The organism is Herbaspirillum lusitanum, assembly GCF_046025995.1.
Classification (GTDB): Bacteria; Pseudomonadota; Gammaproteobacteria; order Burkholderiales; family Burkholderiaceae_D; genus Herbaspirillum; species Herbaspirillum lusitanum_A.
This window is the reverse complement of record NZ_JAQQFM010000001.1, coordinates 333,925-357,888: the sequence shown is the minus strand read 5'-3', so window position 1 is coordinate 357,888 and position 23,964 is coordinate 333,925. Positions and strand designations below refer to the sequence as shown.

At 59.5% G+C, this 23,964-nt stretch carries 17 protein-coding genes; 10 read left to right on the top strand and 7 right to left on the bottom strand.

Annotation, left to right across the window (positions count from 1 at the left end; translation table 11 throughout):
• Positions 1 to 164: 164 nt before the first annotated feature.
• The gene (locus tag PQR62_RS01610; protein ID WP_408154096.1) at positions 165 to 1,967 is read right to left on the bottom strand and encodes a tetratricopeptide repeat protein; all 1,803 of its coding nucleotides are present in this window, start codon (positions 1,965 to 1,967) and stop codon (positions 165 to 167) included.
• Between the two features lie 396 nt (positions 1,968 to 2,363).
• Between PQR62_RS01610 and PQR62_RS01605 the strand changes: the two genes are divergently transcribed.
• A complete protein-coding gene (locus PQR62_RS01605) occupies positions 2,364 to 3,047 on the top strand; it encodes a fumarylacetoacetate hydrolase family protein (RefSeq protein WP_408154094.1) in 684 nt (227 codons plus the stop codon).
• Between the two features lie 395 nt (positions 3,048 to 3,442).
• Positions 3,443 to 4,939, top strand: a complete 1,497-nt coding sequence (locus tag PQR62_RS01600) for a DEAD/DEAH box helicase (RefSeq protein WP_408154092.1) — start codon at positions 3,443 to 3,445, stop codon at positions 4,937 to 4,939.
• A 122-nt stretch (positions 4,940 to 5,061) separates the two neighbouring features.
• Here the strand turns inward: PQR62_RS01600 and gluQRS are convergent, their stop codons facing one another.
• Together gluQRS and PQR62_RS01590 are read right to left on the bottom strand one after the other, a co-directional pair.
• Complete coding sequence (gene gluQRS, locus PQR62_RS01595) at positions 5,062 to 5,958, bottom strand: tRNA glutamyl-Q(34) synthetase GluQRS (protein WP_408154090.1); 897 nt, start codon at positions 5,956 to 5,958, stop codon at positions 5,062 to 5,064.
• Positions 5,959 to 6,010: 52 nt separating this feature from the next.
• Positions 6,011 to 6,955 carry a LysR family transcriptional regulator gene (locus PQR62_RS01590; RefSeq protein WP_408154088.1) on the bottom strand — a complete coding sequence of 315 codons (945 nt, stop codon included), beginning with the start codon at positions 6,953 to 6,955 and terminating at the stop codon, positions 6,011 to 6,013.
• A 166-nt stretch (positions 6,956 to 7,121) separates the two neighbouring features.
• On the opposite strand from PQR62_RS01590, the gene PQR62_RS01585 reads away from it, so the two are divergent.
• Both PQR62_RS01585 and PQR62_RS01580 read left to right on the top strand, forming a co-directional pair.
• Positions 7,122 to 7,823, top strand: a complete 702-nt coding sequence (locus PQR62_RS01585) for a pirin family protein (RefSeq protein WP_408154086.1) — start codon at positions 7,122 to 7,124, stop codon at positions 7,821 to 7,823.
• 57 nt (positions 7,824 to 7,880) lie between these two features.
• Positions 7,881 to 8,456, top strand: a complete 576-nt coding sequence (locus PQR62_RS01580) for a flavodoxin family protein (RefSeq protein WP_408154084.1) — start codon at positions 7,881 to 7,883, stop codon at positions 8,454 to 8,456.
• An 83-nt stretch (positions 8,457 to 8,539) separates the two neighbouring features.
• Here the strand turns inward: PQR62_RS01580 and PQR62_RS01575 are convergent, their stop codons facing one another.
• Complete coding sequence (locus PQR62_RS01575; RefSeq protein ID WP_408154082.1) at positions 8,540 to 9,430, bottom strand: sulfurtransferase; 891 nt, start codon at positions 9,428 to 9,430, stop codon at positions 8,540 to 8,542.
• Between the two features lie 204 nt (positions 9,431 to 9,634).
• Between PQR62_RS01575 and dnaE the strand changes: the two genes are divergently transcribed.
• From dnaE to PQR62_RS01545, 6 genes are all read left to right on the top strand, one after another.
• On the top strand, positions 9,635 to 13,093 hold the full coding sequence (gene dnaE, locus PQR62_RS01570; RefSeq protein WP_408154080.1) for a DNA polymerase III subunit alpha: 3,459 nt from the start codon (positions 9,635 to 9,637) through the stop codon (positions 13,091 to 13,093).
• A gap of 253 nt (positions 13,094 to 13,346) precedes the next feature.
• Positions 13,347 to 15,125: a lipid A export permease/ATP-binding protein MsbA gene (gene msbA / locus PQR62_RS01565; protein ID WP_408154078.1), complete on the top strand. Its 1,779-nt coding sequence runs from the start codon at positions 13,347 to 13,349 to the stop codon at positions 15,123 to 15,125.
• 95 nt (positions 15,126 to 15,220) lie between these two features.
• A complete protein-coding gene (locus tag PQR62_RS01560) occupies positions 15,221 to 16,384 on the top strand; it encodes a glycosyltransferase family 9 protein (RefSeq protein WP_408154076.1) in 1,164 nt (387 codons plus the stop codon).
• A 1-nt stretch (position 16,385) separates the two neighbouring features.
• Complete coding sequence (locus PQR62_RS01555; RefSeq protein ID WP_408154074.1) at positions 16,386 to 17,489, top strand: glycosyltransferase family 9 protein; 1,104 nt, start codon at positions 16,386 to 16,388, stop codon at positions 17,487 to 17,489.
• Positions 17,490 to 18,464 (top strand): glycosyltransferase family 8 protein, encoded by a 975-nt coding sequence (locus PQR62_RS01550; RefSeq protein WP_408154072.1) that lies wholly within the window; start codon positions 17,490 to 17,492, stop codon positions 18,462 to 18,464.
• Positions 18,465 to 18,484: 20 nt separating this feature from the next.
• Positions 18,485 to 19,582, top strand: a complete 1,098-nt coding sequence (locus PQR62_RS01545; protein WP_408154070.1) for a glycosyltransferase family 9 protein — start codon at positions 18,485 to 18,487, stop codon at positions 19,580 to 19,582.
• A gap of 107 nt (positions 19,583 to 19,689) precedes the next feature.
• Here PQR62_RS01545 and PQR62_RS01540 read toward each other — a convergent pair whose 3' ends face one another.
• The 3 genes from PQR62_RS01540 to PQR62_RS01530 form a co-directional block, all read right to left on the bottom strand.
• A complete protein-coding gene (locus PQR62_RS01540; protein ID WP_408154068.1) occupies positions 19,690 to 20,364 on the bottom strand; it encodes an anti-sigma factor in 675 nt (224 codons plus the stop codon).
• A gap of 7 nt (positions 20,365 to 20,371) precedes the next feature.
• Positions 20,372 to 20,950 (bottom strand): sigma-70 family RNA polymerase sigma factor, encoded by a 579-nt coding sequence (locus tag PQR62_RS01535; RefSeq protein WP_408154067.1) that lies wholly within the window; start codon positions 20,948 to 20,950, stop codon positions 20,372 to 20,374.
• A 583-nt stretch (positions 20,951 to 21,533) separates the two neighbouring features.
• Positions 21,534 to 23,951 carry a TonB-dependent siderophore receptor gene (locus tag PQR62_RS01530; RefSeq protein WP_408154065.1) on the bottom strand — a complete coding sequence of 806 codons (2,418 nt, stop codon included), beginning with the start codon at positions 23,949 to 23,951 and terminating at the stop codon, positions 21,534 to 21,536.
• Positions 23,952 to 23,964 lie beyond the last annotated feature (13 nt).

The window sequence follows — 23,964 nt, the reverse complement described above, 5'->3', positions numbered from 1 at the left end:
ATGCTTCGGGCTTGGCTGGTTCCTGAAGATTTTGGAGCACCTGTGCGGCTACAGAAATTTCAGGGTGAATGGGCGGAGATATCGCGATGTCGCAGTGAGCAATCTGCATCGCAAACAAAAACGGACCTGCATGAGGTCCGTTTTTGATGTGTGCGAGCAGGGGCTTAGCCCAGCAAGGCCTCTCGTACTTCGGCAATGACGCTGTTCCAATCGCCCGCTTCCGGCTGGCGGAAGATGCGGAAGTTGGTGTACCAAGGTGTGTCCTGGCGCTCCAGCTGCCAGCGCCAGCATGTGTTGAAGCGATTCAGCAGCCAGACCGGTTTACCCATCGCGCCGGCCAGATGGCAGACGGCGGTATCGACCGTAATCACCAGATCGAGATGGGAGATCAGCGCGGCGGTTTCCGAGAAGTCGCGCAGATCGGAAGAGAAGTCCTTTACGAGGCTGCCCACAGCGTGATTTTTCAGCTGAGCGCTGGCCTTGTCGCCGACCTGCAGCGAATAGAATTCGATGGCAGGATTGTCTTTTGCCAGCGCCACCACCGGCGCCAGCGTGTCGAAGGAAATCGAACGCAACTGATCCAGACGATTGGCCGCCAGATTGTTGGCGCGCGGATTGCCGGCCCAGACCAGACCCACGCGCAGCGAAGGGCGGGTCGGCAGTCGTGCATGCCAGCTGGCCCATTTGGCCGGATCGACCGTGACATACGGGCCGCGTGGAATGTCTTCGCCCTTGAGCGTCTTGCACGCCAGCGGCAGGCTCATCAGCGGGCAGTGATAATCAAAGGAAAACACGAATTCGTCCTGGCCGTAGACCTGGGCCACGCCCGGCACCGAGCTCAGCAGGCTTTTCAGCGATGGCTGGACCTGCAGCAGCACACGTGCGCCGCGCCGCGCCAGTTCCGGTGCATAGCGCACGAATTGCAGGGTGTCGCCGAAGCCTTGTTCGGCATGCAGCAAAATCGTCTTGCCGGCCAGCGATTGCTCGCCCAGCCACAGCGGTTGCGTGAATTTGCGCTGATGCTCGCGCATCTGCTCGGTCGACCAGCGCCATTCGTATTTCTTCCAGCCTTCTTCGAAATCCCCCAGCAAAAGACGGCACAGGCTTTCATTCCAGTGCGGCGAGGGCGCTTGCGGATCAATGTGCTGCGCCAGTTGATAGCTGGCCACGGCTTCGTCGAAGCGTTGCAGGTCTTCCAGCGTCGAGCCGCGATTGAACAGCAGATCGACCGATTCGTCGCCCAGCTCGACCGCGCGGTCGTAGCTTTCCAGCGCCTCCAGCGGGCGCTGCAGATAAAACTGGACGAAGCCGCGGTTGGTCAGCGCCTGCGCGAAGTCGGGCGCGATTTCCAGCGCCTTGTCGTAGGCAGACAGCGCCTCTTCCAGATGGTCCTGATCTTTCAGGGTATTGCCGAGGTTGAACTGCGCTTCGGCGTAATCAGGGCGCAGCGCCACAGCCTTGCGATAGCTGGTCAGTGCATCTTCATATTGTTTCTGGTCGTGCAGCGCATTGCCTTGCTGGAACCAGGCTTCTGCGTTGTCCGGATCCGCACTCAGCGCTTTTTGATAAGCGGTCAGCGCTTCGCGTGAGCGCGACAGGCGGCGCAGCACATTGCCGCGCTTGATCTGGGCGTCGGTGAAATTCGGTTTGAGCGCCAGCGCCAAGTCCAGGCTGCGCAGCACATCGTGGTCGCGGCCCAGATGTTCGAGTGCGGTGGCGCGGTCGAAATAGGCATCCACGTGATCCGGCTTGAGTTTGATGGCGCGTTCGATCTGCTCGGCGGCGGCGGCCCAGTCTTGCTTGTGCAGCTTCAGCATGCCGAACAGGTAAGCGGCCTCGAAGTGCGCGGGCGCTTTTTCCATCACTTTCTTGTAGATGACTTCGGCCTGATCCAGTTGGCCCTTCTGATGCAAGCTCAGTGCTTGCTGCAACAGGATGGAAACGGGTGATGCCTGTGGACTGCGCATGGTAGGGGCGTCTGTATGAGTATTTATAAGGTTGCCTGAGCCGGTTCGCACCGGTTCCGCAGCGATTGTTCTTATTGGCGTTGCCGCAAGTGTCCCAAAATCGAGAGGCTTGCGCTAGAAAGAATACCCATTGATTTCGGCTTCAAATCAATATTCTTGAGGTTTGAGACCGCGATCCCCTTGCCTGATGGCTTTGAGACGGCCCTTTTTCCCGGCGCCAGAGGGGCGTCGAGCGGTTTTGCCTGATTTCTTTTACACTCCTGAAGCCGGATCGGGTCGGTGGTTTCACTTTTCCATGAGTGCACTTTGCTTTCTGGAGTGAGCCCGCGGCCCGGTTTGCCGCTTCATATCAAAATAATCATTATCAGTTGATCATCCACAGACGGAGCTTTCCCGATGACATTCGCAATTCCCGTTCCAGAACAGACCACCATTCCCGTCGTCGACGGCGATCCTTTCCCGGTACGCCGCATTTATTGCGTGGGCCGCAATTACGCCGCCCATGCCCGCGAAATGGGGCACGATCCGGACCGCGAACCGCCATTTTTCTTCATGAAGCCGACCGATGCCATCGTGCCAACCGACAGCGTGGTGCCCTATCCGGCCCAGACCAGCGATTATCAGCACGAGATCGAAATGGTGGTGGCGCTGGGCAAGGGCGGGCGCGATGTGCCGGCCGACAAGGCGCTGGATCTGGTGTTCGGCTATGCCGTCGGCCTCGACATGACGCGCCGCGATATCCAGGCGGCTGCCAAGAAGCTGGCGCGCCCATGGGACATGGCCAAGGGTTTTGATCAGTCGGCGCCGTGCGCGCCGCTGCTGCCGGTATCCAAAGTCGGCCATCCGGACAAGGGGGCGATCTGGCTCAAGGTCAATGGCGAAGTGCGGCAGCAGGGCGATCTGTCCGATCTGATCTGGAACGTGGCGGAAACCATCGCCTATCTGTCCGGTCTGGTCGAGCTGTTCCCGGGCGACCTGATCTATACCGGCACGCCGGAAGGCGTGGGCGCGGTAGTCAAGGGCGATCACCTGCAAGGCCACGTGGATGGTCTGATCGACCTCAACGTCAAGATCGGCTGATCGCGATCAATTGCTTGCCTGAATGAAACCTTGGCGGCGGAGCGCTCCTCATGTGCTCCGCTGTTCCTTTTTCCAGGCCCGGTTTGTTGTTCTCCGGTGCTGCAATCGGGCGCATTTCCGCGCCAACCGGCCCGCCGACACCAAACTGTCATGAGCCGATTTCGATAGGCGCGTATAATAACCGTCTTCCGGGCCATCCAATCCAAGTTCGATTGGGCTTTGCCCGGCGAGCATCCCGGCATCATCCGAGCCGAGCGGCGAGTTAGCAAAGTCGCTTTCGCGTAATACTTCAACACTGAAAGTAATTGAACTTGTGCACATGCACCTGGAGATCGGGGCCCTTGCAGGCAAGCCGCCATACCGGCGCACCGTTCGCAGAAAGTTCGCAATAAACCATGTCCGATACCGTGACTGAAACCGCAGCCGTAGCTGCACCCGCAATCCGCTTTGAAGATTTTGGCCTTTCTCCCGATGTGCTGCGCGCACTGAGCGAGCAGGGTTACGTGCATCCGACGCCGATCCAGGCGCAAGCGATTCCGGTCGTCTTGCAGGGACGCGATGTGATGGGCGCGGCGCAGACCGGTACCGGCAAGACCGCCGGTTTTTCGCTGCCGATCATTCAACTGTTGCTGGCCCACGCCAACACCAGCGCATCGCCGGCGCGCCATCCGGTGCGCGCGCTGATCCTGACGCCTACGCGCGAGCTGGCCGATCAGGTGGCGGACAACGTCAAATCCTATTGCCGCTTCACGCCGCTGCGTTCCACCGTAGTGTTCGGCGGGGTAGACATGGCGCCGCAAACCGCCGCCCTGCGCGCCGGCGTTGAAATCGTCATCGCCACGCCTGGCCGTCTGCTCGATCACGTGCAGCAAAAGACCCTGAACCTCTCGCAGACCCAGATTCTGGTGATGGATGAAGCCGACCGCATGCTGGATATGGGCTTCTTGCCGGATCTGCAGCGCATCATCAACCTGCTGCCGAAGAAGCGCCAGAACCTGATGTTCTCCGCTACTTTCTCGCCGGAAATCAAGAAGCTGGCAGGCAGCTTCCAGAATGATCCGATCACCATCGAAGTGGCGCGCAGCAATGCCACCGCCGAGCGTGTGACGCAGACCATCTACAAGGTCAACGACGACGCCAAGGGCGACGCCGTCAGCTTTATCATCCGCGAGCGCGCGCTGAAGCAGGTGATCGTGTTTTCCAACAGCAAGATCGGCGCCTCCAAGCTGGCGCGCCAGATGGAAAACGAAGGCATCGTCGCTTCCGCCATTCACGGCGACAAGTCGCAGAATGAACGCATGGCAGCACTGGAAGCCTTCAAGCAAGGTCAGATTCAGGTGCTGGTGGCCACCGACGTCGCCGCGCGCGGCCTCGACATCACCGATCTGCCGTGCGTGATCAACTACGATCTGCCGTACAACGCAGAAGATTACGTGCACCGCATCGGCCGTACCGGCCGTGCCGGCGCATCAGGCGATGCGATTTCGCTGTTCACCGAAAAGGACGAGCGCCTGCTCGTCGATATCGAAAAGCTGATCAAGAAGAAATTCGAACGCGCTGAGCTGGTCGGCTTCAAGCCCCGTCAGCGTGGCGGCGATCGCCCGGAACGCAGCAGCAGCGATCGTGGCGAACCACGGGCCCAACGTGGCGAGCGTACTGAACGCAGCGATCGTGGTGAACGGACCGAACGCAGCAGTATCAGCAACCTCGGTAGTAGCCGTCGCGAAGGCGGTGCACCGTCGCCCCGTCGCGAAAAGGTCGATCCCTGGTTCCTCAAGCCTTACGAGCCATCGACCGGCGAGACCCTGGTGGAAAAGCCTGAGGTCGCCTCCAAGTCAGTCAAGTCGCGTCAGAAAGTGGCGGCCTTGCTCGGCGGTGGTCCGAAGCGCTGAGTTCTTGAGTGACTCTTGATGAGCATGAGCAAGATGTGTAGCGTAAGGCGGGCACATCCTGCATAAAAAACAGGCGGACGCATCTTGATGCGCCGCCTGTTTTTTTTCAGGCTTTGATTGCTTCAGTATCGCGCGCCGAAGCGCGTATCCCAGGCGCTCAAGGCCTGCTGCCAGAAGTCTTCCACATCCCGCACGTCTTTCAGCCCCAATTGCAGAAATGCTGCCGCGCGCTGCAACTCCGTGAGCGGCTGCGTCAGATCCAGCGCCTGCGCGCCATTCTGCTTCGACAATTTTTCTCCCGACGTATTGGCCAGCAGCGGCACATGCATGTAATGCGGCGTCGCATAGCCGAGCAGGCTTTGCAGATAGATCTGGCGGGCGATCGAATCCAGCAGGTCGGCGCCGCGCACGATGTGCGTGACGCGCTGATCGGCATCGTCCACCACCACCGCCAGTTGATAGGCCCAGAAGCCGTCCGCGCGTTGCAGCACGAAGTCGCCGACTTCGCTCGCCAGATGCTGATGCTGCGGCCCCAGCCAGCGGTCATCGAAGCTGATCAATTCACCGGCTGTGCCCGGGTCCGGCACGCGCAGGCGCAAGGTGCGCGCGATCTTGCCCGGTGCCAGACCCTTGCGGCAGGTGCCGGGATAAATCGCCGCGCCATCGGCTGCGAGGCCGATGCGCGAGTCGGCGATTTCACGCCGGCTGCAGCCGCAGGGATAAATGTGTGCGCCCAATTCGTCGCGCACTTCTTGATAGCGCGGCTTGCGTTCGCTCTGCACCAGCACCGGCCCATCCGAGCGCATGCCCAGTGCGGCCAGCGTCGCCAGAATATCCTGCGCCGCGCCTGGCACGCTGCGCGTCTCATCGATGTCTTCGATGCGCACCAGCCAGCGGCCGTCATGCACGCGCGCATCCAGATAACTGGCCAGCGCCGCGACCAGCGAACCGGCATGCAAGGGGCCGGAGGGCGAGGGCGCGAAGCGCCCGATATAGGAAGGCATTTCCTGATTCAACATCGCGGATTTCTGTATGTCGGAGGTTCAAATTCCAGGGTTGGGGAGACGCAGTTTATTTGCCGGTTTTGCGGCCCGGCGCCACCGGCCCCAGCAAGGACTCCTGAATTTCCGGACGGCTCAGATAGTCGACGAACCATTGCAAAGATTTGCCTTGCTCGGCCTTGGGCCAGGCAAACAGAAAATGGTCGTTGGGCTTGGCGGCCATGGTTTGCTTCTCGATCAGCTCGCCGCTGGCTAGATAGGGCGCAGCCCAGATACGCGGCAGGTGGCCGCAGCCGAGGCCAGCCAGTTGCGCGGTCAGCTTGTCGGCGACGCTGCGCACGGTCAGGGTTTCCTGTCCGCTGAGCAAGCCCATGGTCAGTGTCGGCAGCGACTGGCTGTTGTCGCCAACCGCCACTGCACGATGCTGGCGCACCAGTTCAGCCGGCAGCGGCTCGGCCACGTCGGCCAGCGGATGATTTGGCGCCACGGCGAAAATCCAGTCCACCATGCCCAGATTGTGGGTCTGGAAGCGGCCGCTGGTGCGCACAATTTCCGGCCCGTCCAGGGTCACGCCGATGACCAGATTGGCGCGTCCTTCGATCAGTTTTTCCCAGGCGCCGGTCAGCACGCCGGGTGTGAAGCGCAGGCGCGTGCCCGATTGCTCGCGGTCGAAGGCCTCGATGATCGGCAACATCTTGCTGAAGGGAATCAGACTGTTGAGCACGATATGCAACTCGGTCTCGCGACCGGTGGCTGTCCGTTTTACGCGCTGCTCCAGATCGCTGGCGGCCAGCAGCAGATGGCGGCCCTCATTGAGCAGTTGCACGCCGGCCGGCGTCAGCTGCGCGCGATGGCCGCGGCGGTCGAACAGCAGCACATCGAGATCATCTTCCAGCTTGCGCACGCTGTAAGTCAGCGCGGAGGGCACCCGGTCCAGCGACAGTGCGGCGGCGGCAAAACTGCCTTTGCGGTCGATCATGTCGAGGATTTGCAGGGCTTCCAGGGTCAGATTCATATCAGAGGCGCTTGTTTAAATATTTTGAATGATACATCTAAACCCATCCCCTTATTTCATGGAAGGAATCGGTCTATAGTGCTCGACATAGGGAAGTATCAAGCAACAATTAATTTGTATTAACTCTGTTCAATCCGGCCCTAACAACCACTCAGGAGGTGCTGCCATGATGCAACTACGTAAAGCGAACGAGCGCGGTCACGCCAATCACGGTTGGCTGGATTCGTACCACAGCTTTTCTTTTGCCGATTACCATGATCCCAAGCACATGGGCTTCGGTCCGCTGCGCGTGATCAACGAAGACTGGATCGAAGGCGGTCAGGGTTTCGGCACGCACGGCCATCGCGACATGGAAATCATCACCTATGTGCTGGAAGGCGAACTGGCGCATAAGGACAGCATGGGCAATGGCAGCGTGATCCGTCCCGGCGACGTGCAGCGCATGAGCGCCGGCACCGGTGTTCGTCATTCGGAGTTCAATCATTCGCAGACCGGCACCGCGCATCTGCTGCAGATCTGGATCATGCCGGATCAGGCCGGTGTGACGCCGAGCTACGAGGAAAAGCGTTTTTCGGATGCCGACAAGCAAGGCCGTCTGCGCATCGTCGCCTCGGCGGATGGCCGCGAAGGTTCGGTGCGCATGCATCAGGACGCGGCCCTGTATGCCGGCCTGTTCGACGGCACCGAGCAAGCCAGCTTCGATCTGGCGCCGGGTCGTCTGGCCTATGTACACGTGGCGCGCGGCAAGCTCAGCGTCAACGGTCAGCCGCTGGAAGCAGGCGATGCGCTGAAGCTGCATGCGGAAGACAAGCTGAGCTTCAGCGACGGCGACAAGGCCGAGGTATTGCTGTTCGATTTGCCGCAGTAAAGAGTAAGCAAAAACTAGCGTTCCAACTGTTCAACTGAAACGAAAAAGGAAAATATCATGACCAAAGTCGCCATCGTTTATCACTCGGGCTACGGCCACACCAAGAAGCAAGCGGAAGCTGTGCAAGCCGGCGCCGCAGCAGTGGCCGGCGCCAGCGTCGACCTGATCGCCATCAACGCCGAAGGCAACATCGCCGATGCCGAGTGGGAAACCCTGAGCGCGGCCGACGCCATCATCTTCGGCTCGCCGACCTACATGGGCACCGTGTCCTGGCAGTTCAAGAAGTTTGCCGACGCCTCCTCCAAGCCATGGTTTTCCCAGCAATGGAAAGACAAGATCGGCGCTGCTTTCACCAACTCGGCGACCATGAACGGCGACAAGCTGTCGACCCTGCACTACCTGTTCACGCTGGGCATGCAGCACAGCATGGTGTGGGTCGGCACCGGCCTGATGCCCGCCAACAGCAAGGCGGCGCAACGCAACGACATCAATTTCGTCGGTTCTTTCTCCGGCCTGATGGCGCAAAGCCCATCCGACTCCTCGCCGGAAGAAGGCCCGCTGCCAGGCGATCTGGAAACCGCCAAGCTGTTCGGCAAGCGTGTGGTTGAGACTGCGGCTAAGTTCAAGAAGTAATCAGCAATTCAGCAGTTCAAGCTCGTAAAAAAGCCCACCGTCTGGTGGGCTTTTCATTTTCCGCGTCAGATATGAGGGCAAATTCAGGCGGCAGCTTGTTCGTCCGGGTTCTGAGCCGCATGTGTTGCATGTTCGCCGGCGCAATGCGGACAAGACTTGCCCGGCACATAAAACGGCGACAGCTGTTCGCGCGGTGTGACTACCGAGCGGCAGGCGAAACATTGCGCGGTCTGGGTTTCTTCCAGTTGCGGGTTGAGCGCGGTGCGGTAGTCGAAGACGAAGCAGTCGCCGTTGTAGTGCGCGCCGCCGACTTCTTCAAAGTATTTGAGGATGCCGCCTTCCAGCTGATAGACGCTGTCGTAGCCGATGTTCTGCATGTGGATCGCCGCTTTCTCGCAACGAATGCCGCCGGTGCAGAAGGTGACCACGGTCTTGTCGTTCAGCTCCTCCTTGTGATCGGCGATGACTTGCGGAAACTCGGTGAACTTGTTGATGCGGTAATCGATGGTGTTGTCGAAGGTGCCGACGTCCACTTCAAAGGCGTTGCGGGTATCGACCATGACCACCGGCTTGCCGTTGTCGTCATGGCCCTGATCCAGCCAGCGCTTGAGCGTTTTGGCTTCGACAAAAGGCGCGCGGCCTTCTTCGGGCTTGATCAGCGGATGCTTCATGGTGATGATTTCAGCCTTCAGCTTGACCAGCATGCGCGTGAACGGCTGCTTGTCGGACAGGCTTTCCTTGACCTGAATGTCGGCAAAGCGCGTGTCGGCGCGCAGCCAGCTCAGAAAGGCGTCGATGTCCGGACGGCTGCCGGCGAGAAACAGGTTGATGCCTTCCGGGCTGAGGATGACGGTGCCGCGCAAGTTGTGCTTTTGGCAAAACGCCAGAAACAACGGACGCTTTTCGGCGGTGTCGTTGAAGCTGATGAATTTGTAGGCGGCGATATTGACGATGGATTGGTCGCTGGACTGCATGGTGCTGTGCTCTAAGTCTTTGAATTGACAGCATTATAAACGTTAGCGCGGGCTCGCCGCAGCAATTTGGGCAAACTGTGATGCAGATCAAGCCGCTTGATGCGGCCTTGTGAGCGGCGGCTTTCTTCTTGTAAAGGCGACTTTGCAAAAAAGCGCGCAAATAGCAGAAGCTGTCACAGGCTGGTAACGGTAAAATGTCGCCCCATGAGTACACCGCAATTCGTTCATCTTCGCCTGCATTCCGAATATTCAATCGTCGACGGCCTGGTCCGCATCGACGATGTCGTGAAAGCGGCTGCCAAAGACAGCCAGGCTGCTCTGGCCATCACCGACCTCGCCAATCTGTTTGGCATGGTCAAATTCTACAAAGCCGCGCGCGGCAAGGGCATCAAGGCGATCGCCGGCTGCGACGTCTGGATCACCAATGACGCCGACCGCGACAAGCCTTCACGCCTGTTGCTGCTGGTCAAGAATCACCACGGCTATCTGCAACTGTGCGATCTGCTCTCCAAGGCCTGGCTCGGCAATATCCATCGCGGCCGCGCTGAGCTGCGTCCCGAATGGCTGGAGCAGCTTAACAAGGAAGAGGGCGGCAACGGCCTGATCGCATTGTCCGGCGCCCATTTCGGCGATATCGGGATTGCCATCGAAAACGGCAATGTGGAAGCCGCCGAACGCTGCGCCGAACGCTGGAGCCAGGTCTTTCCCGGCGCGTTCTATGTGGAAATCCAGCGCGCCAATCAGCCCAATATGGAAGTCCAGGTGCGCCAGTCGGTGGCGCTGGCAGCCCGGCTGAATTTGCCGGTGGTGGCAACGCACCCGATCCAGTTTCTGTCGCAGGACGAATTCGTCGCCCACGAGGCGCGCACCTGCATCGCCGAGGGTGAGATTCTGGCCAATGCGCGCCGCGTCAGGCGCTTCAATGAAGAGCAGAACTTCAAATCGCAGGCCGAGATGGTCGAGCTGTTTGCCGACTTGCCGGGCGCGATTCAGAACTCGATTGAAATCGCCAAGCGCTGCAATCTGAAGCTGACGCTGGGCAAGCCGCAATTACCCGATTTTCCGACACCGGACGGCATGACCATCGACGACTTCCTGGTGGCCGAAACCAAGGCCGGTTTGGAGGCGCGTCTCAAGCATCTGTTCCCGGACGAGGTCAAGCGCGAGAAGGAAAGACCGCGTTACGAGGCGCGTCTGAAGTTCGAGAACGATACGATCATCAAGATGAAGTTTCCGGGCTACTTCCTGATCGTGGCCGACTTTATCCAGTGGGCCAAGAACAATGGCGTGCCGGTCGGGCCGGGCCGGGGTTCGGGCGCCGGTTCGCTGGTGGCGTATTCGCTCTCGATTACCGATCTGGACCCGCTGCAATACAATCTGCTGTTCGAGCGCTTCCTCAATCCTGAGCGGGTTTCGATGCCCGACTTCGATATCGACTTTTGCCAGGAAGGGCGCGACCGCGTCATTCAGTACGTGAAGGATCGCTACGGCAAGGAGGCGGTCTCGCAGATCGCCACTTTCGGTACCATGGCGGCCAAGGGCGCGGTGCGCGACGTCGGCCGCGTGCTTGATCTGGGCTACAACTTCTGCGACGGCATCTCCAAGCTGATTCCGTTCAAGCCGGGCAAACTGGTGACGCTGGCCGACGCCATCGAGGAAGAGCCGCTGCTCAAGGAGCGCCTGGAAAACGAAGAAGAAGTGAAGCAGCTGATGGGGCTGGCGCAGCAGGTCGAAGGCATCGCCCGTAACATCGGCATGCACGCCGGCGGCGTGCTGATCGCGCCCGGCAAGCTGACCGATTTCTGCCCGCTCTACACGCAGGGCGGTGACGCCGGCGTGGTTTCGCAATACGACAAGGACGACGTCGAAGCCGTCGGTCTGGTGAAGTTCGACTTCCTGGGGCTGACCACGCTGACCATTCTCGATCGCGCGGTGCGCTACATCAAACAGCTCGATCCGGCCATGGCCGACTTCGATCTGGCCAAGCTGCCGCTGAATGATCGCCCGTCCTACGATCTGCTGACCAAGGCCAAGACGGTCGCCGTGTTCCAGCTGGAAAGCCGCGGCATGCAAGGCATGCTGAAAGATGCGCGGCCCGACCGCTTCGAAGACATCATTGCGCTGGTGGCGCTGTATCGCCCGGGTCCGATGGACCTGATTCCCGATTTCTGCAAACGCAAGCACGGTGAAGCGTTTGACTATCCTGACCCGCGTACCGAAGGCATTCTGTCCGAAACCTACGGCATCATGGTGTATCAGGAGCAGGTGATGCAGATGGCGCAGGTGGTCGGCGGCTACTCGCTGGGCGGCGCCGACTTGCTGCGCCGGGCCATGGGTAAGAAGAAGGTCGAAGAGATGGCGGAGCACCGCCAGATCTTCCGCGAAGGCGCGGCCAAGGACGGCTTGTCGCAGGACAAGGCCGACGAAATCTTCGACTTGATGGAAAAGTTCGCGGGCTACGGCTTCAACAAGTCGCACGCCGCCGCTTACGCGTTGCTGTCGTATCACACCGCCTATCTGAAGGCGCACCATCCCGCCGCGTTCATGGCAGCCAACTTGTCGCTGGCGATGGAAGATACCGACAAGGTCAAGATCCTGATCGAAGACTCGCTGGATATCTGCCGCCTGACTATCCTGCCGCCGAATATCAATCTTTCCGACTATCGCTTCATGCCGGTCGGCGAGCCGGGCAAGAAAGCCACCCAGATCCGCTACGGCCTGGGCGCGGTCAAAGGCGCAGGCCAGAATGCAATCGAAGCCATCATCGCCGCGCGCGCCGACGGCCCGTTCAAGGACTTGTTCGACTTCGCCAAGCGTGTCGACAAGAAGCAGATCAACCGCCGCACCATCGACTCGCTCATTCGCGCCGGCGCCTTCGACTGTTTCGGCGTTGACCGTGCAATCCTGCAAGCCTCGGTCGGACTGGCCTGGGAAAGCGCCGAGCAAGCTGCGGCCTCGGCCAATCAGGTCAGCCTGTTCGGCGGCGACGACAGCGATCTGGAAGCGCCGCTGGAATACGTGAGCGTGCCGCCCTGGAGCGACAAGCAAAGACTGACGGAAGAAAAGGGCGCGCTCGGCTTCTACCTGTCCGGCCACCTGTTCAGCGCCTATGAAAAGGAAGTGCGTCGCTTCGTACGCACCAAGCTGTCCACGCTTGAGCCTTCGCGCGAACCGCGCAGCATGGCCGGCATCATCAGCGGCGTACGGGTACAGATGACCCAGCGCGGCAAGCTGGTGATCGTGTCGCTGGACGACGGCACCGGCGTGGTCGAAGTCAGCATCTACAACGAAGTATTCGAACCCCTCAAGCACCTGATCAAGGAAGACGAATTGCTCATCGTGCAGGGCAAGGTTTCAGAAGACCGCTTCAACGGCGGTCTGCGTGTCTCGGCCGAAAAGATCATGGACATTGGCCTGGCGCGCATCCAGTACGGCGTGCGTCTGGTGGTCTCGCTGACCAAGGCGGTCGAGCCGGCTTACCTGCGCGACACCTTGTCGCCGTATCGTCAGGATCAGGGCTTACCGTTCGTCATGCGCTACCTGCTGCCCGATGCCGGCTGCGAAGTGGTGCTGGGCGACGCCTGGCGCATCAACCCCAGCGACAGCCTGCAATCCTCGCTGGTGACTTCCTTCGGCAAGGATGCGGTGGTGGTGGAGTACTGATCTGCCGACAGCTTCTGTCCGTCCGACCAGTGTTTTGCGATATGTTTTTTAAGGTCCGTCGGCAACTCATGCCAATTCTGATGAATGCGAGAGTTGGTTTTCTTAATCTATGCACGTCGAGCCGTCCGGCAGCAATTGGCGGCGGAGCTTCGGCGGAAGGTAAAATGGCGGGTTACTCCGTTGATGGACTGGTATGTGGAATCCGTCGAGATGCGGCACGCCAGACCTGGATTTTTGGAATCAAAGAATGAAAATGACTATTTCACCCCACTTTATTCGCCTGCTGCGCATGCACAAGCCTTATCGCATGCGCCTGATGATGGCGTTTCTGGCGATGGCGGTGACAGCGGCCACCGAACCGGTCGTGCCCTATATTTTTCAGGTGCTGCTGGATAAGGGCTTTGTCGGCAAACCGGCTTTTTCCTTGTGGCTGGTGCCGGTCGCGGTGATCGGCATCTTCGTCATTCGCGGTATCTCGACCTTCGGCAGCAGCTATCTGATGACCTGGGTCACGACGCGGATTCTGAATGAAGTGCGGGCCAAGATGTTCGCGCGCATGCTGGATTTTCCGCTCAGCTTCTACACCACCAATACCGTGGGCAAAGTGATCAATTCGATCATGTTTGAAGTGCAGGGCATCACCGACATGGTGACGCGCATCTTTACCTCCATCATTCGCTCGGCGCTGACCGTGCTGGGTTTGCTGGCCTGGCTGCTGTACCTGAACTGGGTGCTGACCATGGTGACGCTGATCCTGTTGCCGCTGCTGGCCATTGTGGTGCGCGCCACCAGCCGCAATCTGAAGAAGCTGAATCAGGATTCGCTGCGGGTCAATGCCGAGCTGACGCAGGTGATCGAAGAGTCGACCCGCGCGCAGCAAGTGATCAAGATTTTCGGCGGTCAGCAGTTTGAAAAAGACCGCTTTCACGAGCGTTCGGAAAATCTGCGCCGCTACACCATGCGCATGACCAAGACCTTTTCCTCGACCGTGCCGATTACACAGTTCATGACAGCTTCGGCCGTCGCGATCGTGATCGTGATGGCGCTGATCCAGTCCGGTAACGGTCAGATCACCGTCGGCGGCTTCGTGTCTTTCATTACCGCGATGCTGATGCTGCTGACGCCGCTCAAGCAACTGGCAGAAGTCAACGGCCCCTTGCAACGGGGCATGGCTGCGGCCGATGCGGTGTTCAATCTGATCGACATGCCGACCGAGCGCGTCGGCGGTCAGACCTTGCAGAAACGTGCTTCGGGCAAGCTGGATCTGGTGGATCTGTGCTTCCAGTATCCGGAGCGCGAGCAACTGGCGCTGGATCACGTCAATCTGAGCGTCAATGCCGGCGAGACCATTGCTTTCGTCGGTATGTCCGGCGGCGGCAAGTCGACGCTGGTGAACATGATTCCCGGTTTCTATTCCGCCAGCAGCGGCCAGATTTTGCTGGATGGTCAGCCGATTGAAGACATCTCGCTGCTGAGCCTGCGCAGCCAGATCGCGATGGTGAGCCAGCATGTGGTTCTGTTCAACGGTACGATTCTCGACAACGTGGCCTACGGCGATGCCCAGCCGGATCCGCGCAAGGTGGAAGCTGCGCTGGACGCCGCCCATCTGAGTGACTTGATGAAGGAATTGCCGGAGGGAATCCATACCTTGATCGGCGACAACGGCTCGCGTCTTTCCGGCGGTCAGCGTCAGCGTCTGGCGATTGCGCGCGCGATCTACAAGAATGCACCTATCCTGATTCTGGACGAAGCCACTTCGGCGCTCGATACCGAATCCGAGCGCGCCGTGCAGGCGGCGCTCGACCGTCTGATGGAAGGGCGCACCACCTTCGTCATCGCCCACCGCCTGTCGACCGTGGAACGCGCCAGCCGCATCGTGGTGCTGTCCATGGGCAAAGTGGTGGAAGTCGGTTCGCATCAGGAATTGCTGGAAAAGAATGGCGCCTACGCCAAGCTGTATCACTTGCAGTTCTCCGATAAGGCGGTTGCTGAGCGAGATGTGCAGCAGAAGGATCTGAAGGAGCTGATGTAAAGCCTCGCTGTCAGTAAAGGGAAATGCGCCAGCAAAAAATGGATGCGGACTGAACGGGATCCGCATCGAAAATATCAATCGCAAGAAATTACACCATGTTGAAACAGATCGTTCCGCCTGAAGTACTGCAAAAGTCAAACAAGATATTGTTTGTCGCTCACCTGGCATTGGGTGATTTCACCTACATGCAGGCGTGCTTCAAGGCATTCGCCGAGGCTTATCCGCATATCGAAATCCACTTGTGGGTTGATGAAGTCCGGCGCACTTACGATTTTCGCCAATGGAAGTTTCTGAAAAAATATGTGATCTTCGATTGGGTGGCGAGCTGCCCGATGTTCAAGAAAATCTACAATCGCACCTATAGCCCTTTCGTGTTTCGCGACTCGATCAAGGAAGCGCGGCAGGAAGACTATCCGCTGGTGGTTTCCTTCGGCCTGGCGCGTCGGCCGATGTACGCCAAGCTGGTGCGCAAGATCAGCCCCAAGGGCTTTGTCGTTGCGATGGGCAAACGCGTGCGTCCTTACGACATCCGCAAGAAGCTGATCTACGGTGCCCTGGATGCCGCCATCCCGCTGTATTCGCATACCAAGCAACACGTCAGCGGCGTGTATTCGGACTGGTTCAAGCAGTTGTTCGGGGTTGAGGTGGCGCCGGAAAAGCGGATTCCCTCCATGGATGTGCCGGCGCAGTGGGCGGAGGGCGCACAGCGTCAACTTGCGCAATGGAATGTGGCGTCGAAGTCCTCGCGCGGCAATCAGCTAGTGTTCGTCAATGCCTTCTCCAAACCGCCCGAGCGTTCATGGCCGATCGACAACGTCATTGCGTTGATTCAGAAAATGCAGGCATTGCCGCAGTGGCAGTATGCCGATTTCGTGGTTAATGTCGTGCCCGAGAAATGGGAAAGCACCAAGCAGCAGGCCGATGCAGCCGGTGTGCCGCGGACTCATCTGTTCAGCGCCGATGAAAATTTCTTTCAGCTGCCGGCCATGATGGAGCAATGCAATCTGATCGTGACCGTCGAAACTGCGGTGATGCATCTGGCCAACGCGGTGGGCGTGCCGGTGATCGCATTGATGCGTCAGATCAGTCCTGAATGGGTGCCTATCGATGCCGCCAACAGCACGGTGATTTATACGCAGGCCTATGACGACTGGGTCAACAAGATCACGGTCGATACCGTGATGCAGGTGCTGACCGATCCGGCCGGCATTCGTGGCATGGCGGCATCGCCGGCGCAAGCTTTTTCGGCGGCCGGCTGAGATGTCGCTGATCCCTGCGCAAAAGCTGGCGAGCGCCGACAAGATTCTGTTCATCGCCCATCTCGCGATCGGCGATTTTACGTATCTGCAGAATTGCTTCAAGGCTTTCGCTGAGGCCTATCCTCATCTGAAAATTCATCTGTGGATCGATGAAGTGCGGCGCACCCCGGACGAAACCAAATGGGGCTACCTGAAACAATATGCGCTCTACGATTGGGCCGAAAGCTGCCCCTTCTTCGCCAAGGTATATCGCCGCACCTACAGTCCGGCCTTGTTGAAAGAATCCATCGCAGAAGCGCAGTGCGAGCACTATCCGCTGGTGGTGTCGCTGGCCACTTTGCGCCCGCATCAATATGCGGCATTGGCTCGCGAAGTCGGGCCTGAGGCCTGGGTGGTCGGCATGCGCCGCAAGCCGCGCTGGTTTGTGCCGGCTGACTTTTTCGCCTACCGCAAGCTGGATGCCGCGTTCGCGCCCTTCGAAGCTTTTTCCGGTTATCACATCACGGATGAATACGCCGACTGGTTCCGGCAGCTCAGCGGTCTGGACATCTCTGCGCAGCAGCGTTTCCCGTTTGTCGACATTCCGGCGGAGTGGCAGGCCCATGCCCGCCGGCAGTTAAAGGAGTGGGGCTTCGCCGATGCCAGCGGTACAAAGCAGGGCGGCAAGCTGGTCTTCATCAATCCCTTCGCTAAAACGAAGAAGCGTTGCTGGCCGGTCGATAAGGTCGCCGATCTGATCCTGGCCTTGCAGTCCAGGCCTGAATGGCGCGATGCCCGTTTCATCATCAATGCCACGCCGCAGGAAATCAAGCAGGCACAACAGCAACTGGCGAGCCGCTTGCCGCCCAATACCGTCTGGTTCAGCGCTCAGGAAAGTTTCTTTGAGCTGCCCGGCGTGTTGCAGTGCTGCGATCTGATCATTTCGGTCGAGACGGCGGTCATGCATCTGGCCAACGCCGTGCATGTGCCGGTGCTGGCGCTGATGCGACGCAAGAATCCCGAATGGGCGCCGTTCGACAAGGCCAACAGCACGGTCATCACCACCACCAGGCGCAGCGAGTGGGTGGATGCGATTACGGTTGATCAAGTCACGGGAGCGCTCTGAATGGATGTGACGCACGCCGCTGTTCAGTCCGAAGAAGACTCTTTCCACATCGTGTTCTGTGTGGATGACCGTTATTTCCGCTGCATGGGAGCGACCATCGCCTCCATCGTCGCCAACAATCCTGGCCAGCACTTCACGTTTCATGTGCTGGCGATGAAGGTGTCCGCCGACAATCGGCGCCGGCTGGAAAGCCTGAATCAGCAGCCGGGCATTGCGGCGATGATTCATTTGATCGATTCCGCGCAGTTTCGCGATTTCGAGCAATACACCAAGTCTTCGTACTACTCCTCGTCGATTTTCACGCGGCTGGTGATTCCGGATATTCTGCACAGCTACACCGACAAGGTGCTTTATCTGGACGCAGACATTTTATGTGTCGGCCCTATCGATGCCTTGCGCGATCTCGATCTGGGTGAGGACGTGGCGGCCGTGGTGCCGGACGCCGAAGCCACCACGGTACGCCGTGTGGCGGCCCTGAGCCTCAAACATCCGCGTTACTTCAACTCCGGCATGTTGTACATCAACATTCCGAAGTGGTTGGCGCAGGGGATTACTCAGCAGACCATCGACGCCATTCTCAAGGATGGCGATCAGTTCCGCTTTCCCGATCAGGATGCATTGAACGTCGTGCTGGACGGCCGCGCTCGCTTTCTCGACGTGCGCTGGAATTATCTGTACGGTCTGGTCGGCGATCTGGAGAACAATCGTCCGGCGCTGGCCATCCCGCCGGGCGCTGCGACATTCATTCACTTTGCCGGATCGGTGAAGCCCTGGGGCGTCTGGAGCGGACATGATTCGGTGCGTTTGTTCCAGCAGTACCACGCCTTGTCGGCCTGGTCCGATCAGCCGCTTGATATGCTGCCGCAGAACTACAAGGAATTGCGCATGCATTCGCGCTTTCTGTGGGCGCGCGGCGCCCGGCTGCAGAGTCTGAGATGGTATTTCCGTTACTTGCAAGTGCGTTCGCACCGTTGAATTCAATCACTATTTCCTCTATGCCAGATCAACTGATCCCTGCCGAGCTGCTGAAGAAGTCGAACAAGATCCTGTTCGTCGCGCATCTGGCGCTGGGCGATTTCACTTACATGCAAAATTGCTTCCGTGCTTTTGCGGCAGCATTTCCGCATCTGAAGATACATCTCTGGGTGGATGAGGTAAGACGCACCAAGGATGCTGCTCAATGGCCACATCTGAGCAAATACGTGCTGTATGACTGGGTCAAGTCCTGCAGTTGCTTTGAAAAGATTTACGATCAGACCTACAGCCCTCAGCTATACAAGCAATCGATTGCCGAGGCGCAGCGTGAGGAGTATCCGATCGTGGTGTCGTTCGCCGTGCTGCGCCGCCACCTGTATGCGGAACTGGTGCGCAAGCTGAGCCCCAATGGTTATGTGGTGGCGCAGAAGAAGCGGGTGCGTTTGCTCGATATTCGCAAGCACCTTGCCTATCGCAAGCTGGATGCGCATATTCCGGCCTATGCCTCGGCTGAGCAGCATGGCAATCACATCAGCGCGATCTACGCCGGCTGGTTCGAGCAATTGTTCGGCATTCAGATTCCGGTGGAGCAGCGCTTCCCCTTTGTCGACATACCGCCGCAATGGCTGGAACGCGCGCAGCATGATCTGACGCAACAGGGAGTACCGCCGGACGCAAAGCTGGTGTTTTTGAATGCCTTCTCCAAATCGGAAGAGCGCAGCTGGCCTTTGGAATGGATGCTCGAGCTGTCGCAACGCATGCGCGCCACCGAAGCCTGGCGCGATGCGCATTTCATCGTCAACGTGGTGCCAGAGAAGATGGCTGCCGCGCGCAAGCTCTTCGATTCGCGCGCGTGGGCGGGTGTGCATCTGTTCAGCGCGGAAGAGAATTTCTTTCAGCTGCCTGCCGTACTCAGCCGTTGCAGTCTGATCATCTCGGTGGAAACCGCCGTCATGCATCTGGCCAATGCCGTGCATGTACCGGTGATCGCGCTGATGCGGCAGACCAGTCCCGAATGGACGCCCATCGATGCCGCCAACAGCAAGATCATCACGGTCAGAAATCGCAAGGCCTGGGTCAAGGAAATTTCGGTTGACGATGTGATGCAGGCTTTGTAGGCAAAAGCTTCCATACGTATTGCCCTGATCTGAAGAGCGCCGAAAAAGACAAAGGCCGGAACTGCACAAGCAGTTCCGGCCTTTTTCACATCATCTGCAATGTAGGCTCAGCCCTTCACCGGCTCCAAATAACCCTTATACAAAATCGGTCCCGTCGCCACACCGGTCGGCGAGCCGCCCAGTGGTTCCAGCGTGATGGCCAGCAGCGTGCGGTTGCCGATCAGGCTCTTCTGTTCAGGCGTGAGCGTGATGCGTTTGCTGTCGCCTTGCGCCGGGACTACACCGAGAGAAATGACCTTGCCCTTTTCCGGCACGATCCACAATTCCAGGCTCTTGTCGGAAGCGGTCGGCGCAGCTGCCAGCGGCTTGACTTCGATGTCGTTGCCGTAGGCGTTGATGGCGATGGCGGTCACGGCGGCGTCGGTTTGCAATGCGGCCTGGTAGATCGGCGCTTCGGTCTTCTGCAGATTGAAGACCACCGTAATCACGATAGCCAGGCTGGCGAAAGCGCCGACCAGCCATTGCCACATCGGGCGCTTGGCCGCTTGCTTCTGCGGCTGGATGCGGGCCTGAATGGCTTTCCAGATGCGTTCCGGCGGTTGCTTTTGCGGCAGCGGCGCGGCCAGTGTGGCGAGCACGTCTTGCCAGTGACCGACTTCCTGGCGCAGCGCGCGGTCGTCGGAGAGCATTTTTTCAAAGCGGCGGCGGGCCGGCATCGGCATGGTGCCCAGTGCGTATTCGGCGGCCAGCGCGCGGCGCAGGGTAGGGGAGGAGTAATTCATGGTCGTTTCATCCTTCCAGGCAGGTGCGCAGGCGTTCCATGCCGCGCCGTATCCACGACTTCACGGAGCCCAGCGGCGCTTGCATCTGTTGCGCCAGGTCGGAATAGGAGATGCCCTGGAAGTAGGCAATGATGATGGATTGCCGCTGCTTGCCTTCGAGCGTGTCGAGACAGCGGTTGAGGGCGGCATTTTCCTGCGCGGTGACGGACTGATCCAGCGGCCCCGGGCGCTCGTCCTGAGGCTCCAGCGCATATGGCGAATCTTCGTCCGGCAGCGGTTGTTCGTGATGGCGGCGCAGCTGGTCGATGGCCAGATTGCGCGTGATATTGATCATCCAGGTCATGGGCGCCGACAGGTTGACGTCGTAGCGGCCGGCATTGTGCCAGATGCGGATGAAGCTCTCCTGCAGCACTTCTTCGGCCCAGTCTTCGCGACGCAGGCTTTTGAGTGCAACGGCATAGAGTTGTCCTGACACGCTGCGATACAGCGTTTCGAATGAACGCTGGTTGCCCAGCGCGCATTCGGCGAGAAGCTGCTGAAGCTGAGTTGGATCAGTCGCCTTAATCGCTATTCTCCCTTGAGTCATTCCGCGGCTCGCCGTGATCGGCGAGGTGGCCGTTGGGGCCTGAAACGAAAACGGGAGGGAAGGCATTACGGACTGCAGCCGCGCCGCGAGCGTCGACCATGTTGACCGCCCAGCTTCTCCCCCGCACCGGATCGTGTGCAGCGAGCATACTGGATTCCATAGGAAAGCGCTATTCATGTTTGCCTTGCCGCAATACGCGAATTGAAACGCCCGCAGTCGAGCGTTTCTGTTGAATGGAGAACAAGAACGATGTCAGATCATCAAGTGAGAAGCCTGCTGCGACAGGCAATCAGGGCGCAGGCAGCCTGAGGTTGCGGCGCGCTGTTGCTGACAGTGCTGCCCCTGTCCTCTTTACCTGGCTTTATACGTGCGGTATCTGCGATCGGATGCAGAAAGTTTCTTCTGCCGTGGCGCAGTTGAGATTCAGATAAGTGCCGGATCGACGGATGTCATCGAGAGCAAGATGATGAGCGTTTGTTTTCAGGCATAAAAAAACGAGCGCAGTTCGCGCTCGTTTTTCTGGTGGGGCAATATTCGGCCCACCACCCGGCAGCGTGAGTCGCTGCACTTGCTGCCGTGCAACTTACCAGCTGTAGCGAGCGCTGGTGAACACGCTACGCGTTGCGCCCCAGTAGCAGCTACTGCTGCTGCAGGTCGACAGATATTCCTTATTCAGCAGATTGGTCGCGTTGACCGAAAGCCGCCATTTCTGGAAGTCGTAGTGCAGCGCTGCATCCAGCAGCGTGTGGCCGCCGGTCTGATACTGATTGGCGGCATCGCCGTAGGTCGGGCCGACATAACGCACACCGGCACCCATGCCCAGTCCGGCCAGCGCGCCCTCCAGCAGGCGATAGTCGAGCCACATCGATGCCAGATGGCGCGGCACCAGCGGCACGTTCTTGCCGACTTCGCTTGGCGCCGCGCTTTGCGACACCGTGGCTGCCGTGTACGAGTAGGCGGCAGTCAGATCGAGGCCCTTGCTGAGTGAGCTCTTGGCTTCCAGTTCCACGCCGCGCGAGCGCACCTTGCCGACCTGACGCGAAATCAAGGTAGTCGGATCGGTGGTGATGACGTTGGTCTTTTCCAGATTGAAGACGGCGGCGGTCAGCAGCGTGCGGCTGTCCGGCTGGTATTTGATGCCCGCTTCGTATTGCTTGCCCTTGGTCGGATCGTAAGACGAGCCGGTGCTGGAGTTGAGGCCGATCTGCGGCAGGAACGAGGTCGCATAGCTGGCGTAGACCGAGAGTTGCTGCGTGATCAGATAAGTCAGACCCAGGCGGCCGCTGAGGGCGTTGTCGTTCTGCGTGGTGCGCACATTGCTGATGTGATTGTCGGTCACCGTGCGCACCTGATCGTAGCGGCCGCCGGCGCTCAGAATCCAGCGCTGTCCGAACTTGATCTGATCCTGCGCATACAAGCCGGTTTGCTGTTGCGAGATATTGCTGTTGAGCTGCAGGGTGCTTGGCAGCGTGAAGTTTTGCCCGTAGACCGGGTTGGACAGATTCAGTGTCGGTTCGGCGCCGATCCAGCGGCTGGCGTTGGCATCGACGAAATTGGCGTCCAGGCCGAACAGCAGTGCGTGACGGCTGTCGCCCCATTGCACATCGCCGGCCAGTTGATTGTCGACCGCAAATTGCTGCAGATCTTCCTGACGACGGAAGGCGTAGCGATTGACCGTCACGCCGTCGGCCTGCAGACCGTTGAGCATGGTCTTGTTGAATACCGGCAGACGGCTGCTGCCATAGCGCGCCTTCTGATTGAAGCTCCAGTTGTCGCTGAGCTTGTGTTCCAGCAGATAGGTCAGGCTGGATTGTTCGGTTTCGTATTTGTCGAACGCTTTTTCCGAATACGAGATATGCGTCGGGCGTGGGCCCGGATAAGTCCACGACCAGTTGTTGGCCAGGCCCACGTTGTCGTGCAGATAGTCGGCCAGCAAGGTCACGCGGGTCACGCCGGATGGTTTCCAGGTCAGGCCGCCGGAAATATAACGACGCTCGTTGCGGTCGTCGAACACATTATTGCCGTCGCGCGCCAGGCCGGTGAGGCGATACGAGAATTCGCCGTCCTTGTCGATGGCGCCGCCCAGATCGAACTGCGCCTGCTTCACGTCATGGTTGCCGAAGCCGAGCTGGACTTCATGCAGCGGCTCGGTGACGGGCATCTTGCTGGTGCGATTGACCATGCCGCCGGCTTCGGCCTGACCGTACAAGGTCGACGACGGGCCACGCAGAATTTCAATATTTTCCATTCCGTAGGGCTCGGTGCGGAAGAAGCTGTAGCTGTTGCTGCTCTGGCGCAGGCCATCGCGATAGTCGCTGGTGGCCTGGCCGTCGAAGCCGCGAATCATCAGCCAGTCGTAGCCCTTGGAGTCCGGACCGTAAGTTTCGATCGCGACGCCAGGCACATAGCGCAAGGCTTCGGTCACGCTCTGCACGCCGCGCGCATCCATTTCGCTGCGGGTGATCACGGAGATGGATTGCGGCGTTTCGATGATGCGCGCCTTGCTCTTGGAGGCAAAGCTGGCAGTGCTGGCGACATAGCCCTGAGTGACGGGGCCGGTGGTCGCATCCGCCGTGCCGATGGCCTGCACCAGCGGCAGCTCGCCGCCGACGAGGCCGGCTGCCGCCAGCGGTACTTTGCGCAGGAAATAGCTGCCGTCGTTCTTGCGCTCGGCGGCGTAGCCGCTGCCGTTCAGCAGATAGCTGAAGCCGCCGTCCACCGAATAATTGCCGGTGATGCCCTTGCTCTGCACATCGCTCAGCAAGCCGGAGTCGAACGACAGCGGCACACCGGACGCGGCGGCGAATTGCGCCAGCACATGGCCGAGCTGGCCGGGGCCGATGGCGTAAGGGCGCACGCTGGCGGCGATATCAGCGCCGGCGGCGCTGGCCTGCAGCGGTGCAACTGCACACACCAGCGCCAGGCTCAGCAAGGCGCCGTGAACGGCCTGAGCGATATGGGTAGGACCTACGATGGAATGTCGATGATGCGGGGCGCTCAAGATGAAGCCTTTC

Bases quoted from the DNA above. Each gene is read 5' to 3' on its own strand.
- PQR62_RS01540 (WP_408154068.1), bottom strand. From the start codon at position 20,364: ATGAATTACTCCTCCCCTACCCTGCGCCGCGCGCTGGCCGCCGAATAC.
- PQR62_RS01580 (WP_408154084.1), top strand. From the start codon at position 7,881: ATGACCAAAGTCGCCATCGTTTATCACTCGGGCTACGGCCACACCAAG.
- PQR62_RS01600 (WP_408154092.1), top strand. From the start codon at position 3,443: ATGTCCGATACCGTGACTGAAACCGCAGCCGTAGCTGCACCCGCAATC.
- msbA (WP_408154078.1), top strand. From the start codon at position 13,347: ATGACTATTTCACCCCACTTTATTCGCCTGCTGCGCATGCACAAGCCT.
- PQR62_RS01545 (WP_408154070.1), top strand. From the start codon at position 18,485: ATGCCAGATCAACTGATCCCTGCCGAGCTGCTGAAGAAGTCGAACAAG.
- PQR62_RS01610 (WP_408154096.1), bottom strand. From the start codon at position 1,967: ATGCGCAGTCCACAGGCATCACCCGTTTCCATCCTGTTGCAGCAAGCA.
- dnaE (WP_408154080.1), top strand. From the start codon at position 9,635: ATGAGTACACCGCAATTCGTTCATCTTCGCCTGCATTCCGAATATTCA.
- PQR62_RS01605 (WP_408154094.1), top strand. From the start codon at position 2,364: ATGACATTCGCAATTCCCGTTCCAGAACAGACCACCATTCCCGTCGTC.
- gluQRS (WP_408154090.1), bottom strand. From the start codon at position 5,958: ATGTTGAATCAGGAAATGCCTTCCTATATCGGGCGCTTCGCGCCCTCG.
- PQR62_RS01585 (WP_408154086.1), top strand. From the start codon at position 7,122: ATGATGCAACTACGTAAAGCGAACGAGCGCGGTCACGCCAATCACGGT.
- PQR62_RS01560 (WP_408154076.1), top strand. From the start codon at position 15,221: ATGTTGAAACAGATCGTTCCGCCTGAAGTACTGCAAAAGTCAAACAAG.
- PQR62_RS01575 (WP_408154082.1), bottom strand. From the start codon at position 9,430: ATGCAGTCCAGCGACCAATCCATCGTCAATATCGCCGCCTACAAATTC.
- PQR62_RS01550 (WP_408154072.1), top strand. From the start codon at position 17,490: ATGGATGTGACGCACGCCGCTGTTCAGTCCGAAGAAGACTCTTTCCAC.
- PQR62_RS01535 (WP_408154067.1), bottom strand. From the start codon at position 20,950: ATGACTCAAGGGAGAATAGCGATTAAGGCGACTGATCCAACTCAGCTT.
- PQR62_RS01590 (WP_408154088.1), bottom strand. From the start codon at position 6,955: ATGAATCTGACCCTGGAAGCCCTGCAAATCCTCGACATGATCGACCGC.
- PQR62_RS01555 (WP_408154074.1), top strand. From the start codon at position 16,386: ATGTCGCTGATCCCTGCGCAAAAGCTGGCGAGCGCCGACAAGATTCTG.